This window comes from Kitasatospora purpeofusca (assembly GCF_036010405.1).
Classification (GTDB): domain Bacteria; phylum Actinomycetota; class Actinomycetes; order Streptomycetales; family Streptomycetaceae; genus Kitasatospora; species Kitasatospora purpeofusca.
Window position 1 is genome coordinate 7,632,969 of sequence record NZ_CP108561.1, and the last position, 13,640, is coordinate 7,646,608.

15 protein-coding genes are annotated in these 13,640 nt (G+C 75.2%); 5 read left to right on the forward strand and 10 right to left on the reverse strand.

What is annotated here, in order from left to right:
- The first annotated feature begins 166 nt into the window (after positions 1-166).
- Together OG715_RS33375 and OG715_RS33380 are read left to right on the forward strand one after the other, a co-directional pair.
- Positions 167-988: a (2Fe-2S)-binding protein gene (locus OG715_RS33375; RefSeq protein ID WP_266273560.1), complete on the forward strand. Its 822-nt coding sequence runs from the start codon at positions 167-169 to the stop codon at positions 986-988.
- Positions 989-1,036: 48 nt separating this feature from the next.
- Entirely contained in the window at positions 1,037-1,438 is a 402-nt protein-coding gene (locus OG715_RS33380; protein ID WP_266273559.1) for a VOC family protein, read from the forward strand.
- Between the two features lie 168 nt (positions 1,439-1,606).
- Here OG715_RS33380 and OG715_RS33385 read toward each other — a convergent pair whose 3' ends face one another.
- The 9 genes from OG715_RS33385 to OG715_RS33425 form a co-directional block, all read right to left on the reverse strand.
- A complete protein-coding gene (locus OG715_RS33385; RefSeq protein ID WP_266273558.1) occupies positions 1,607-2,320 on the reverse strand; it encodes a bleomycin resistance protein in 714 nt (237 codons plus the stop codon).
- Between the two features lie 120 nt (positions 2,321-2,440).
- On the reverse strand, positions 2,441-2,986 hold the full coding sequence (locus OG715_RS33390) for a GNAT family N-acetyltransferase (RefSeq protein ID WP_266273557.1): 546 nt from the start codon (positions 2,984-2,986) through the stop codon (positions 2,441-2,443).
- 141 nt (positions 2,987-3,127) lie between these two features.
- On the reverse strand, positions 3,128-3,727 hold the full coding sequence (locus OG715_RS33395; protein ID WP_266273556.1) for a GNAT family N-acetyltransferase: 600 nt from the start codon (positions 3,725-3,727) through the stop codon (positions 3,128-3,130).
- A gap of 117 nt (positions 3,728-3,844) precedes the next feature.
- On the reverse strand, positions 3,845-4,363 hold the full coding sequence (locus tag OG715_RS33400) for a hypothetical protein (protein WP_266273555.1): 519 nt from the start codon (positions 4,361-4,363) through the stop codon (positions 3,845-3,847).
- Positions 4,360-4,749, reverse strand: a complete 390-nt coding sequence (locus tag OG715_RS33405; protein WP_266273554.1) for a hypothetical protein — start codon at positions 4,747-4,749, stop codon at positions 4,360-4,362. Before OG715_RS33405 ends, OG715_RS33400 begins: the two co-directional genes overlap by 4 nt.
- Complete coding sequence (locus tag OG715_RS33410; protein WP_266273553.1) at positions 4,746-6,305, reverse strand: hypothetical protein; 1,560 nt, start codon at positions 6,303-6,305, stop codon at positions 4,746-4,748. The genes OG715_RS33405 and OG715_RS33410 overlap by 4 nt, the downstream gene beginning before the upstream one ends.
- Positions 6,302-6,682, reverse strand: a complete 381-nt coding sequence (locus OG715_RS33415; protein ID WP_266273551.1) for a type VII secretion target — start codon at positions 6,680-6,682, stop codon at positions 6,302-6,304. The genes OG715_RS33410 and OG715_RS33415 overlap by 4 nt, the downstream gene beginning before the upstream one ends.
- Before the next feature lie 247 nt (positions 6,683-6,929).
- Positions 6,930-7,547, reverse strand: coding sequence for an ABC transporter substrate-binding protein (locus OG715_RS33420; RefSeq protein WP_266273550.1), 618 nt, complete (start codon positions 7,545-7,547; stop codon positions 6,930-6,932).
- 289 nt (positions 7,548-7,836) lie between these two features.
- Positions 7,837-8,625, reverse strand: coding sequence for a MerR family transcriptional regulator (locus tag OG715_RS33425; protein ID WP_266273549.1), 789 nt, complete (start codon positions 8,623-8,625; stop codon positions 7,837-7,839).
- A 188-nt stretch (positions 8,626-8,813) separates the two neighbouring features.
- On the opposite strand from OG715_RS33425, the gene OG715_RS33430 reads away from it, so the two are divergent.
- The 3 genes from OG715_RS33430 to OG715_RS33440 are packed head-to-tail and all read left to right on the forward strand — an operon-like array spanning position 8,814 to position 12,423.
- Positions 8,814-10,526: a flavin-containing monooxygenase gene (locus OG715_RS33430; RefSeq protein WP_266273548.1), complete on the forward strand. Its 1,713-nt coding sequence runs from the start codon at positions 8,814-8,816 to the stop codon at positions 10,524-10,526.
- Positions 10,523-11,506: an alpha/beta fold hydrolase gene (locus tag OG715_RS33435; RefSeq protein ID WP_266273546.1), complete on the forward strand. Its 984-nt coding sequence runs from the start codon at positions 10,523-10,525 to the stop codon at positions 11,504-11,506. Before OG715_RS33430 ends, OG715_RS33435 begins: the two co-directional genes overlap by 4 nt.
- Positions 11,503-12,423 carry an SDR family oxidoreductase gene (locus OG715_RS33440; protein WP_266273545.1) on the forward strand — a complete coding sequence of 307 codons (921 nt, stop codon included), beginning with the start codon at positions 11,503-11,505 and terminating at the stop codon, positions 12,421-12,423. Before OG715_RS33435 ends, OG715_RS33440 begins: the two co-directional genes overlap by 4 nt.
- Positions 12,424-12,511: 88 nt before the next feature.
- Here the strand turns inward: OG715_RS33440 and OG715_RS33445 are convergent, their stop codons facing one another.
- Positions 12,512-13,633 (reverse strand): serine hydrolase domain-containing protein, encoded by a 1,122-nt coding sequence (locus tag OG715_RS33445; RefSeq protein WP_266273544.1) that lies wholly within the window; start codon positions 13,631-13,633, stop codon positions 12,512-12,514.
- Positions 13,634-13,640 lie beyond the last annotated feature (7 nt).

Here is a 13,640-nt window from a genome sequence, read left to right on the forward strand (position 1 = left end):
TGCCTAAGTGAGTCAAGTCGTGGCTGGATTGGTACGTACCGGGCGAGTCGGGGCGTGAGCGGCCGGGGTGGCGCGAACCGGCCGGTGAGTGCCTATAAGGTGAGGCTCACCTAACACGATCTCGGGAGTGCCGGTGATCTTCTCGGGTCCGCCCCTGCCTGCCGCCGTGCCCGTCGCGCCATGTCCCGCGAATCCGCTGGACACCGACTACCGGCTGCTGCTCGACCTCTGCCCGGTCCTCCGGGTGCGGCTGCTCGCGGCCGACGAGCCCGCCCCGGCTCGCGCGCTCGGCTGGTACTCCGCGGTCGAACTGGCGACCGACCCGGCCGCGCTGGAAGCGGCGCTGGCCGGCGAGGCCGCACGGATCGCCCCGGTCGCCGCCGGGCACGGCACCGCGCCGCGCCCCCACGTCGCCGCCTCCCGGCTGCTGCACCACTACCTCTGGTCGGTCTGCGTGCTGATCGCCGGACCGTGGCGGCTGGGCGGGCGCGTCCCGTCGATCGATGGCGCGAATCTGTGGTTCCACGCTCCTACGGGTGATTTCGCGCTGCGCCCGCACGCCCACGTCACCCTCCCGGGCGAGGACGAGCTCCGGGCCGAACTGCGCGCCGCCGTCGTCGCCCACGTCGAACCGCTGCTGGCCGCGTTCGCCGCCCCCACCCGGCGCGGCACCCGGGCGCTGTGGGGCATGGTCACCGACGACCTCGCCTCGGCGATCTGGTACCTGGGCAAGCGACTCGACGAGTCGGCCGGGTCGGCCGTCCCCGTCGAGGAGGACGCCGCCGTCGCCGCCGCGACGGCCGTGCTCCCCGGGCACACCGACCCGCTCCTCGGCGCCGCGGACTTCCGCGTCCTGTGCGGGGAGGACGGCCGCGCCCACCACACCCGGACCCGCCTCGGCTGCTGCCTCTACTACGCGATCGAGCCCGGCGGGGCCTGCGTCACCTGTCCCCGGACGGGGGACGAGGAGCGCCTGCTGCGGCTCTGACGGTCCGCCGACGGGGGCCTCGCGGCGCCCCCGGTAGGCTCGGTGGCCGTGATCGACCCCACCGCCCACATCCGCGTCGCGCGTCCCTCCCGGGACCTCGCGGCGGCCGAGCGCTTCTACGTCGACGGCCTCGGCCTGGCCGTCCTGTGGCGCACCACCGAACGTGTCCCGGGTGAGCACGACCTCCTCATGGTCGGCCCGCCCGGCGGCGGTTGGCACTTCGAGCTGACCCACGACCCGGAGCGGCCGGTCGAACCGGCACCCACCGTCGACGACCTCTTCGTGGTCTACCTGGGGGCGCCGGTGGACGAGGCGCTGGTCCGGCGCCTGGAGGCCGCCGGTGGCACCCGGGTGCCCTCCCACAACCCCTACTGGGACGAACACGGTGTCACGGTCGCGGATCCGGACGGCTACCGGCTGGTGCTGTGCACCCGGCTCTGGGCGTCCTGACCTGCTCGTCCGGTGACCGGCAGTCCGACGGCCCGGGGCCGGATGACGGCCAACGGACCGCAGATGCTGCCATCTGCCATCTGCCATCTGTTGGCCGCCATCCGTCATCCGCCATCCGTCATCCGTCGGGCGTCGTTCGTTCGGTGCCGTCCGCGCGGTCGCGGGACGTCAGCCCCGGACCAGGAGACCGGCGAGGCGCCCGAGTTCGTCCCGGACGGACTCCCGCTCCTCGGCCGTGAGCCCCTCGGCGATCGACTCCGCCCGCCGGGTGAGGGCCTCGGCGCTGCCGCCGTCCGCCAGGCGGTGCGCCAGGTCGGCCCGCAGCGCCAGGATGCGGAACAGCAGGAGCGGGGCGGGCGGCCCGTCCGGCGACTCCAGTGCCCGGTCCAGCACCCGGGCCGCCGCGGCCGGGTCCTCCTGTGAGTCGGCGAACAGCGCGGCGTGGTGCAGCGCCTTCGCGAACGGCTCCTCGGAGGAGGGCCGGTGGTGCCGGTCGGCACGGACCGACTGGCCGATCCGCAGGCAGTTGCCGCCGGGATCGGTCAGCAGGAACTCCCGTACACCGTGCGGGGTGTCGCCGACCGCGCCCAGCCGGGGCAGGCCCTGGGTGGGCACCTGCCCGTAGGCGGACCGCAGGCCCTCCTGGAACGCGGCGTGCAGCGCGTCCACGTCGTCGGTGCGGACCAGGCAGGTGCTGTAGCCGGCACCCGGGTCGTACTTCTGCATGCCGAGGAAGTGGAGCTGGATGCCGCCGCGTTGGACGACCGCGTAGGGCTCCGGGTTTCTCTGATGGACAGTCACTTCGAAGCCGAGCGCGGTGTAGAAGTCGAGCACCGGCGGGAGTGTTTGACAGGGCAGGATCGGAACTGTCGATTCGACCATGCTCGCTGACTTTACCCCTGGTTGACCGCGAAACGGACGCTTCCGCTCAGATGTCGGCCACGGGCTGCCGGGCCCGCGCACCGGTGGCCACCGCCGATGGTCGTCCCGGACGACGGCCCACTACCGCTCCGGTACGACGGATGCCAGTCGCTTGACCATCACCCGCTCCCCGAAGGCCCGTTCGGCCCCCGGTGCGCCGCCCCCCGCCGGCCGGTCCGGCACGTCCGGCCGGTCCGTTCCGGTGAACCCGTTGCGCCGGTACAGCGCCTCGGCCGACGTGTTGCCCGCGAGCACGGCGAGCCGCAGCGAAGTGCGGCCCGTCCGCCGGGCCCAGGTCTCCACGGCGGCCAGCAACCGGTCCCCGGTCCGCCGCCCCCGGGCCCCCGGGGCGACCCAGAGCGAGCGCAACTCGCCCACCCCGTCCCGCCCGGGCGAGGGAAGCCCGCCCGCCAGCCCGACCGGCCGCCCGTCCGCCGACACGGCGACGACGTGTACGGCGTCCCGGCGCCCGAACCGGGCCCGCCACTCCTCCTCGCCGCCCGTCGGCCAGTCCGACAGCCGGACCTTGAAGGCGTGCGGCGCGTCGCGGAGCGCCGCCAGCCGGGCGTCCCGCCACAGTGGCCAGTCGTCCGGGTCGGCGGGGGCGAGGACGCGCAGTTCGATCACGCCAGCAGTCTGCGCCGCGCCGCACGGCCCGTCCAGGGTGCCCGGGCGGAGGCATCGGTCCGCCGGGCCGCCGTCGCCCCGGTGCGACCGACTGCCCTGGCCGGGAGCGGATTCGCCCCGGTGCGTCCGGCGTGCGAACGGCTACCCGGCGGCGGCCGACGCGACGGCCGCCTCGGGAGCCCCGGGTGCGGCGCGGCGGCGGGCCTCCCACTCCCGGCGGAGCAGGCCGAACAGCAGGCGGTCGTAGCGGGCCCCGGCGAGCAGGACGGCGTCCCGGCGGCGGCCCTCCTCCTGGAAGCCGAGGCGGGCGAAGGCCCTGGCCGCCCGGGTGTTGCCGCTCCAGGTGTCCAGTTCCAGCCGGTGCAGCGGGAACATGCCGAACAGGTGGTCCACCAGCAGGCCGAGGGCCTCCGTGCCGTAGCCGCGGCTCCAGAAGTCCCGTTCGCCGATGAAGATGCCGACCTCGGCGACGCCTTCGTACGGGTCGACGCCCCGGTAGTCGACCATGCCGATCGGGCGGCCGCCGGGCTTCTCCTCGACGGTGAGGACGCCGCTCTCGCGCGGGTCGATGCGCAGCATCCGGGCGAAGCGGTCGGCCAGCGCCTCGGCGGTGGTCGGGCCGAAGCGCGGGTCGCCGGCCGCCGCCAGCCGCACCACCTCCGGGTCGTTGCGCCAGCGGAGGTGGTGTTCCGCGTCCTCCGCGCGCAGGGCGCGCAGCCGTACTGCCTTACCTTCGATCATGACCGGATGGTAGGCCGCGCACCGCGCACCCGGCACCTGCTTTCCGGGTCGCGAGGGGCCCGTCGGCCGACCGTGACCAGGCCCGTCAGCCGACGGTGACCCGGACCTCCTTGCCCGTCAGCCGACGGTGACCCGGACCTCCTTGCCGGCCAGCATCCGGCAGGAGGCCGGGTTCTGCGGCTCCGTGCAGGTCGCGAGGTCGACGTACCGCCAAGTGAGCGTGGTGCTCCCGGCGGCGGTGGCGGTCCAGCTCTGGCGGACGGTGTGGCCGCAGCCGGCGGTCTTCGGGGCGCAGGTGCTCTGCTTGCTGTCGGCGTCCCGGCGCAGCAGGGCGGTGTCGCCCCCCTCGACGAGCCGCCAGCCGTGCGGCAGCGGCGCGACCCGCACGTCCATGCCGAGCGTGCGGCCGACGGCGAGGTGGACCTCGCTCGGTTCGAAGGCGGGCTGCTTGCCGCCGGCCACCGCCTCCGCGTCGAGATCGGCGGGCAGGGCCAGCAGGGCGGCGGGGGGTCCACCGCCGGAGCCGCCGGAGCCGCCGGAGCCGCCGGACGAGCACCCGGTCAGGGCCGCCAGTCCGGTGGCGAGGGCGGTGACGGCGGAGACGGCAACGACGGCGCCGCGGACCCGGTCCCTCATGCCGCACCGCCGGCCCGCGCGTCCCGGCGCAGTTCGAGCAGCGCGGCGACCTCGACCAGCCAGCGCGCGAACAGGTGCTCGCGCCCCACGTCCGCCCCGGTCGCCGCTGCGGCCCGCAGCCAGTCGCGGACGAGCGCCGTGCCGGACTCGCCGATCACCGGCTCGGGCAGCGCGAGCGCCGCCGCGAAGCCGCCGGCCCGCACGTGCCGGGCCAGGAAGCCCAGGGGGTACGGGCCGATGCCCGCCGCCTCGGCGCGGTGCGCGGCGGCGATGGCCGCCTCGGTGAACAGGGCCTGCCGCGGCCCGCCGGCCAGCAGCAGGCCGCGGGTGACGGCGGCGGGCACGTCGAGGTCCGCCAGTTCGGCATCGGACCGGACGGTGGTCATTTCGGCAGCTCCAGGGCGGTCGACTGGTTGAGCGGGTGGTCGCCGGGGGTGAGTCCGCCGAGCTGGCTGTTGATGAACTGCTCCTCCGTCACCCAGGAGGTGAAGCCCCACGGGTTGTAGATCTGGAGCCTGTCGCCGTCCCGGCCGATGATCATCATCTGGTGGCCGGAGTCCTCGTTGCGCACGGTGATCGGCACCGGCAGGCCCTCGTCGACGGACTTCTCGATCCGGGTCACCGCGGCGCGCCGGTCCTCGTCGCTCTTCAGCTCGACGTGTTCGTAGTCGGCGCCGGTCGCCCGGCCGAGGTCCTTGTCGGCGAGGTAGGTCTGGGCCGTGGCGCCGAGCCCGGTGTCCACCTGCGGATAGACCTTCTTGTTGCCGTCGGCCCGCTGGCCGTCCTTGTACTCGCCGAGGTAGGCGTCCTGGAGGCGCTGCCCGAAGTTCTCCGGCGAGTCGGCCCCGGGGGTGTCGGGTGTGCCGCCGGTGGTCAGCTGGAACATCAGCAGCGGGTCCAGTTTGGCCTGCGCGATGACGGTGGAGGCGGCGACGCAGTCGCTGACGTTGCGCTGCGAGTAGACGCCGTAGCCGTCGATGCTGACCGGCTGCCCCTGGTAGGTGACGTCGAGGTTGTCGGAGGACTCGCGCCGGGTGTCGTCGGTGGACGTGGCCGGTACGAGGTGCTGGGCCAGCCAGGCCGGGTCGTCGCCGTGCGGGTGGATCTGCGCGTCGAAGCGCTGGATGTCCGCCACCGGGTGCCCGGCCGCCAGCGCCTTCCACAGGTAGGCGGACTCCTCGGGGGACTTGGCGCCGGAGAGCAGCGCGCGGAACGCCGCCTGGTCGGCGCCGGTCATCACCCCGAGCACCTGGTTCGCCCGGTCGAGCTGGTTGGGGGTGAGGATGTAGTCGCCGTCCTCGCCCGCGCCGGGGTTCTTCTCGGTGGCCAGCACCACAGCCGCCAGCGGGTCGATCGAACCGTCGCCGGCGCGCGCCGCCCGTGCTTTGGCGGCGAGCTGGTTGAGCTTGCCGGCGGTGCCGGTGCCGCAGCTCTCGGCCCGCCGCGCGGCGGCGAGCCGGGCGTCGACGCCGGCCAGCGCCGTCTGCCGGGCGCCCTGGTCGAAGCCGGTCGGGTCGTGCCGGGCGCGTTCGCCGGCGTCGTGCAGCTGCTGGCGGCCCTGGGCGTCGGTGGACTTCGCCCACTGGAGGTCGCCGGCCCAGGTGTCGAGCACCTTGGCGGCCTCGGCGAGGGTGTCCTTGGAGGTCGTGGTCTCCGCCGACATCGCGTGCACCGCCTGGGCCGCGTGCTCGGCGACCGAGCCCGTCCACACCGAGGGCAGCTGGTTGGCCGCCACCCCGGACAGGTCGGTGGTGGCCTTGGCGAAGGAGGCCGCCGCCTTCGCGTAGTCCTGCGCCCGGGCGCGGACCGAGGCCGGGTCGCCTACCGGCTCCGGGACGGCGAGCGCCTCCTCGATGCCCTGCACCAGGTGCAGGTTGGGCAGCATGAACGTGAACTGCTCGATGCTGTGCCGCGCGTGCTCCAGATCCTTGACCTTGCTCACCGGCCGCCGCCGGCGGGCACCAGGCCGGAGGCGACGGCGTGCTCGGTGTCGCGGTAGTTCGCGGTGGTGGTCGCCATCTTCTGGGACAGCTCCTCCAGCGCGCGCTGGGCCACGCCGATCTCCTTCGACCAGGCGCTGTCGAAGGAGGACCAGGCGCGGTCCACGCCGAACTCGCCGAAGGCGGTGGAGGCGTAGCAGACCGAGCCCGCGTACGCCGCCTTGGCCTCGGCGATGTCGGTCGCCGTCCGGCCCAACTGCTCGGCGACGCCGTTCAGGCCCGCCACATTGACGCGGTATCCGTCCTGACCGGCCGATCCGCCCGGCCCGGAGCCGTTGACGGTGCCGCCGGCGGCACCGGGCACTGTTCCGTCGCTCATCCTGGTCGTTCCCCCCGTGCTGCGGGCCGTCCGCCGGCCCGGTTCGGTCGGCGCCGCGCCGCGGTGGTCCGCGCGGCAGCCGAGCGGCGAGCCTAGCGCCTGCCGCCGGCCGGGGACCGCGTCCGTCCGGCCGCCCGCCCCGGCCCCGCGATTTCTTCACGCGGGGAGCGCGCGGGCTCCGCTTCGGGCCGTCGGTCCTTGGCACGCTCTTGGGGTTCGGCGTCCGCGCGGACCGGGTGGGCGGGGGTCAGCCGACGAGGTCGCGCCGCATCTCGTCGAGGATCAGGCCCGCGCCGGTGTAGCCGATGCCGAGGTCGGTGAGGATCGAGCCGACGAAGGTGTCGTTGAGGTACAGGCGGGTGGGCGCCCCGGCGAGGAAGCGGGCCATCTCGACCTTGAGCGCCGCCGCCTTCTCCGGCCCGCCGAGCGCCGCGACCAGCTCGGCGGCCTTCGCCCGGTACGCCTGCTCGGCGGTCGCCGCCTCCGCCTGGCGCCCGAGCGCCTCGGCGTGCAGCCGGACGTTCTCCTTCCAGGCCGGGCCGGTGGTCCTGCTCAGCACCGTCGGCGCGATCTTGGACAGCTCGTCGTAGCGCTTGTCGTCGCGGACCTGGTTGCCGAGGATGAGGTCGGGGCGGAGCCCGGCGATCACCTCCAGCTGGGGCGAGCCGATGACGCCCACGGCCTTGACGCCGGTGAGGCGTTCGGCCGGCAGGTAGGCGGAGAGCGGCGCGCCGGCGGCGACGGTGGTGGCGCCGACCGGGGTGAGGCCCAGGGTGACGGCGGAGTCGAGGGCGTCGGTGTCCAGGACGACCACCCGGCGGGCCCGCGGCGGGACGGTGCTCTCACCGCGCGCGTGCCGCACCACGCGAGGGGCCCCCGTCGTGCCGCTCGTTCCCGGGGTTCCGGTCGCGCCGTCGTGCCCGGCCCGTCGGCCGAGGCCGGGCCGCCGGACCCGCAGGCGGTGAGCGCCGCCCCGGCGGCCAGGCCGGCGGCCAGCGCGAACAGCCCGCGACGGGTCGGGGCGGGGCGGGCGGGGGCGGGGGTCGAACGGCGGTGGGCGGGGGCGTCGGGCATCGGGCGACTCCGTTCCGGCGGCAGGCGGCGGGGCGGCTGATCCCTGCCCGGCGGCACGGATCGTTACGCCTGCGCGACCCTCAGTCGCTGTCCCGGTGCTCCAGCCGCTGCCGCAGCAGCTCCTCGTACTCGGCGTGCACCCGGCGGTCCATGGCCAGGGCGAACTGGGCGTCGGTGACCGTACGGGCGAGCGGGCGGATCCGCAGGATCTGCTCCGTCAGCCGGGCCGCCTCGCCGGGCGGCAGCGGGGTCTCGGCGGACAGTGCGCCGAGCACGTGCTCGCGGACCAGCGCGGTGAAGATCTCGGCTATCGCGGTCACGTGCTCCTGGGTCCGCCGGCTCGCGGCCAGGACCACCGACAGCGGTACGCCCTCCGCCACCAGCGCCGTGGTGGCGTCCATCAGGCGGCGGCTGACGTGGGTGATCCCGTCGTCCTCGACCGTGATGAAGCCCTGGTCGATGGACTCGGCGGTGTTCTCCTCGGTGAGCTGGTCGCCGAAGGCCGCCTTCAGTTCGTCCCAGTCGAGGTGGACCGTCGTCTCGTCGGACCAGGGCGCGACGAGCGCCGCCTCCAGCCCGATGAGGTCGGCGACGTCCCGTCCGCTCTCCCCGGCCCCGATCAGTTCGGTGATGCCGCCGAGGGTGTGGCCGCGTTCCAGCAGTTCGGCGATCATCCGCAGCCGGGACAGGTGGGCCTCCCCGTACCAGGCGATCCGCCCCTCCTTGCGGGGCGGCTGGAGCAGCTTCCGCTCGCGGTAGAAGCGCAGGGTGCGGGTGGTGATCCCGGCCGCTTCGGCCAGCTCCTCCACCCGGAACTCGCGTTGTCCGCCCTCGGCGGCGGCTTCGACCTTGTCCACGGCGATCAGCATAGGACCGACCCTCGCCCGATCGGACCGGTCGGGCTTCTTCCATCAAGTGTCAGCAAGGGCTACCCTGCCAATCGTGCCAGTGATTGCTGGCACGGTTGGCGTGATCCGCGCCGCGCCGCCGGAGTTGCCGGACAACCCCTGGCAGCGGCGATGCGCCCCACGGTCCCCCACCCCCAGGAGGACGCCGCATGGCATCCAGCACCAAGCGCCCCCGCCCCCGAGCCTCCGGGGCGACCGACCAGGACCGGTCGCGCACCGCGCCCGAGGCCGTGGAGCAGGGAGTCGTCGAACCGGAAGCGGTCGGCCCGGAAGCCGTCCCGCACGTCCGGGTCGCCGTCATCGGCTCCGGCTTCGGCGGCCTCGGCGCCGGCGTCCGGCTGCGCCGGGCCGGCATCACCGACTTCGTCGTCCTGGAGCGCGCCGACTCGGTCGGCGGCACCTGGCGCGACAACAGCTACCCGGGCTGCGCCTGCGACGTCCCCTCGCACCTCTACTCCTTCTCCTTCGCCCCCAACCCGGACTGGCCGCGCAGCTTCTCCGGCCAGCCGGACATCCGCGCCTACCTGGAGAAGGTCGCCGACGTCTTCGGCCTCCGCCCCCACCTGCGCTTCAACACCGAAGTCACCGAGGCCCGTTGGGACGTCGGGCAGACCCGCTGGCAGATCACCACCACGGCCGGCCGCTGGACCGCCGACGCCGTGGTGGCCGCCGCCGGACCGCTCGCGGACCCGCAGATCCCCGAACTGCCGGGCCTGGACTCCTTCCCCGGCAAGGTGTTCCACTCCTCCCGCTGGGACCACGACTTCCCCCTCGCCGGCAAGCGCGTGGCGATGGTCGGCACCGGCGCCTCCGCCGCCCAGATCGTCCCCGCGATCCAGCCGCAGGTGGGGAAGCTGACGGTCTTCCAGCGCACCCCCGCCTGGGTGCTGCCGCGCCGCGACCGGGCGATCACCGAGCTGGAGAAGCGGCTGCACACCCGCTTCCCGATCACCGCGAAGGCCCGCCGGGGCACCCTGTTCGCCCTGCGCGAGCTCCAGGTGGACGCGTTCGTCCGACGGCCCGGACTGCTCAAGCTGGTCCAGCGCCTCGCCGAACGCCACCTCGCCGACGGCGTCGCCGACCCGGCCCTGCGCGCCAAGCTCACCCCGGACTACCGGATCGGCTGCAAGCGGATCCTGCTCAGCAACACCTACTACCCGGCGCTCGCCGCCGCCAACACCGAGGTGGTCCCCGCCGGACTGCGCGAGGTGCGCGGCTCGACCCTGGTCGCCGCCGACGGCAGCGAGCACGAGGTGGACGCGATCGTCTTCGGCACCGGCTTCCACGTCACCGACATGCCGATGGGCTCCCGGGTGTTCGGGGCCGACGGCACGAGCTTCGCCGAGAAGTGGAAGGAGGGCATGGAGGCCCTGCGCGGGTCCACCGTGCACGGCTTCCCGAACTTCTTCTTCGTCATCGGCCCCAACACCGGACTCGGCAACAGCTCGATGATCCTGATGATCGAGTCCCAGCTCAACTACCTGATCGACGCGCTGACCAGGCTCGACGAGATCGGCGCGACCGCTATGCAGCCCACCGCCCGGGCGCAGCGGCGCTGGAACCTCGAACTGCAGCACCGGATGGACCGCACGGTCTGGAGCACCGGCGGCTGCCGCAGCTGGTACCTGGACAAGAGCGGCAAGAACACGGTGCTCTGGCCCGGTTCGACCACCTCGTTCCGCCGGGCCACCCGCAAGGTGGACCTCACCGAGTACGAGTTGATCCTCCGCCGCGACGACCGGGCCGCACCGCCCGCACCGTTCGCACCGTTCGCACCGCCCGCGCCGCCCGCGCCGTCGGAGTCGTCGGAGCTGTCAGGGCCGCCCGCGGCCGCCACCGGGACCGAGGAGGTCATGGCATGAGCCGCCGTCCGATCCCCGCCGACTGCCTCCAGCCGGTACCCGCCGAGGAGTTGGCCGTCCGCTCGGCAGACGGCACCCGGCTGCACGTCGAGGTCCACGGACAGCCGGGGGCGCCCACCGTCCTCCTCGCGCACGGCTGGACCTGCACCACCCACTTCTGGGCGCCGGTGATCCACCGGCTCGCCGACCGCTACCGGGTGGTGGTCTACGACCAGCGGGGCCACGGCCGGAGCGAGGTCCCGTCGAGCCGGGCCCGCTACTCCACCCGCGCGCTGGCCGAGGACCTCGCCGCGGTGCTCACCCGGGTGGTCCCGGAGGGCGAGCGGGCGGTCCTGGCCGGGCACAGCATGGGCGGCATGACCATCATGGCGGGCGCCGCCCGCCCCGAGGTCGCCGGGCGGACGGCGGCCGCCGTCCTGATCTCCACCGGGCCTTCCGACCTCCTCGCCGAGGTGCGGATCGTCCCGGACGCCGTGCGCCCGCCAGGGCTGCGCCGCTTCCTGCACCGGCAGGTGCTGCGGTCCCGGCTGCCGCTCGGGCCGGTCGGTCCGGTCAGCCGGGCCGGGCTCAAGTACGCGATCATGGGCACGGACGCGCCCGCCGAGCGCACCGAGGTGGCCGTCCGGATGGCGCACGCCTGCCCGACCGGGGTTCGCGCCAACTGGGCGCGGGTGCTGGACCGGCTGGACGTCCGCCCCGGACTGGCCCGCCTCTCCGTGCCGACGGCCGTCGTCGTCGGCGCCGAGGACCGGCTCACCCCGCCGGTGCACGCGCACCGCATGGTCGCGGCGCTCACCGATCCGCAGGGGCTGCTCCTGCTGCCCGGGGTCGGCCACATGGCGCCGCTGGAGCGGCCGGCCGAGGTCGCCGCCGAGATCGACCGGATGGCGACCGCCCACCTCCCGGCCCGCCGCGCCGACGACTCCGGTGCCGAGCAGCCGACCGCTACCGCCGACCCCGAGAGGACCGCTGTCGCATGACCGCCACCCCACCGCTCTCCGCCCAGGTCGTCGTCGTCACCGGAGCCGCGCGCGGCGTCGGCGCCGCCCTGTCCCGCAACCTCGCCCGGCGCGGCGCCAAGGTCGCGCTGGTCGGCCTGGAGCCGGAGGAGCTGAAGGCCGTCGCCGCGTCGTGCGGCCCGGACGCCACCGCCTGGGAGGCGGACGTCACCGACGTCGAGGCGCTCACCGGCCTCGCCGGGCGGATCGAGGCGCACTACGGCCGGATCGACACCGTCGTCGCCAACGCCGGCATCGCCCTCGGCGGTCCGCTGCTGGACAGCGACCACCGGGCGTTCAGCCGGGTGATCGAGGTCAACCTGCTCGGCAGCGTGGCCACCGCCCGGGCCTTCCTGCCCGTCCTCGCGGAGAGCCGCGGCTACCTCCTGCAGATCGCCTCGCTGGCCGCGCTGACTCCGGCGCCGCTGATGAGCGCGTACTGCGCGAGCAAGTCGGGCGTCGAGGCGTTCGCCCACGCGATCCGGGCCGAGGTGGCCCACCAGGGTGTCAAGGTCGGTGTCGGGTACCTGAGTTGGACCGACACCGACATGGTGCGCGGGGCCGACGAGGACACCGTGCTCAAGCAGATGCGCTCCCGGCTGCCGTGGCCGGCCAACAAGACCTATCCGCTGGAACCGGCGGTGGACCGCCTGGCCGCCGGGATCGCCCGGCGCTCCGCCCATGTCTACGCCCAGGCGTGGCTGCGCGGGATGCAGCCGGTCCGCTGGGCCCTGCCGTCGCTGATCGCCGCGGTCGGTTCGCGCGACGTGGCCAGGCTGGCGCCCCAGCTCGCCGCCACCGCCGCCTCCCGCCTGCGGCCGGTCGGCGCAGGCGGGGCGGCCGACACCGCCGCCCGGTCCGACACCGCCGCCGGGTCCGACCGGTCCGACCGGGACTGACGGCCGGGCCCGCGCCGGACGTGGGCGGCCCGACGACGGCCGGTGGATCTCCCGGATCCACCGGCCGTCCGCCGTCCGCCGTCGGTCGTCAGCCGCTTCCGGCGGTCTCCCCGTCCGGCCGGGCGAGCCGCTTGAAGGTGTCGTAGGCGGTCTGGATGAAAGTGGACCGCACGGTGGGGCCGGAATTGGTGAGCGCGGCGACCGCGGTGGCGGTCTGCGGGCAGAAGCCGACGAACGCCGTGAAGCCGCGCGTCCCCCCGGAGTGGAAGAACAGGTCGCGGTCGTCCGGGGTGCGCCGGTGGTTCCAGACCAGGCAGATCTCGGGGCCGGAGCGCGGCAGCCGCAACCGGGGCCGCCGCACCTCCCGCAGCGCGGTGCCGAGCGGGCCGCCGTCCGGCGGTTCCAGATGGGCGCGCAGGAAGCGCAGCAGGTCCGCACCCCCGGCCCGGACGGCGCCCGCGCCCGGGAGGGCGGGGATGCGCCACGGCGGGAGCGGCCGCCCGAGGTGGTGCCCGGTCGCGAGGTGCGGCGCGTCGGGGGAGCAGCTGAGCGTCGCCAGTCCGAGCGGGCGGCCGACCCGCTCGTCGAGCAGCCCGGCGTAGTCGGGGCCGCCGCCCGCCTCGGCGAGCAGCCAGCCGAGCAGCCCCACCCCGTAGTTGGAGTACCAGTACACCTCACCGGGCGGGCGGCGCACGGTGGTTCGGGCCAGCGCCGCCCAGAACCGCTGCTCGTCGTAGGAGGCGTAGGGGGTGCGGTTCCAGGCGGGCACGGCGCTCGCCAGCAGGCCCGGCGGCAGCCCCGGCAGACCGGAGGTGTGGGTGGCCAGGTGGATCAGCCGGATCGGTCCGCCGCGCCGGACGTCCGGGGGCCGGCGGCCGGCCGGGAGGTGGCGCTGCACCGGGTCGTCCGGGGCGACCTCGCCGCGCGCCGCCAGTTCGGCCAGCAGCAGCGCGGTGAAGGTCTTGGTGACGGAGCCGAGTTCGTAGCCGGTGTCGGGTGTGCACGGGCCGCCGTCCCGGGCGGTCCGCCCGTGGCAGTGCACGGCGGAGCGCCCGCCGCGTGCCACCGCCAGGGTCACGGCGGTGGCGTGCGGCCCGGCGGCGAGCACGAGTCCGGCGAGCTGCTCCGCCCCGGGCGCCCCGGGGCCGGTGCCCCCGGCTCCCGCGACGTCTGCCGCTCCCGTCCCCGCCCCCGCCACCGTCGTGCTCATCGCGTCC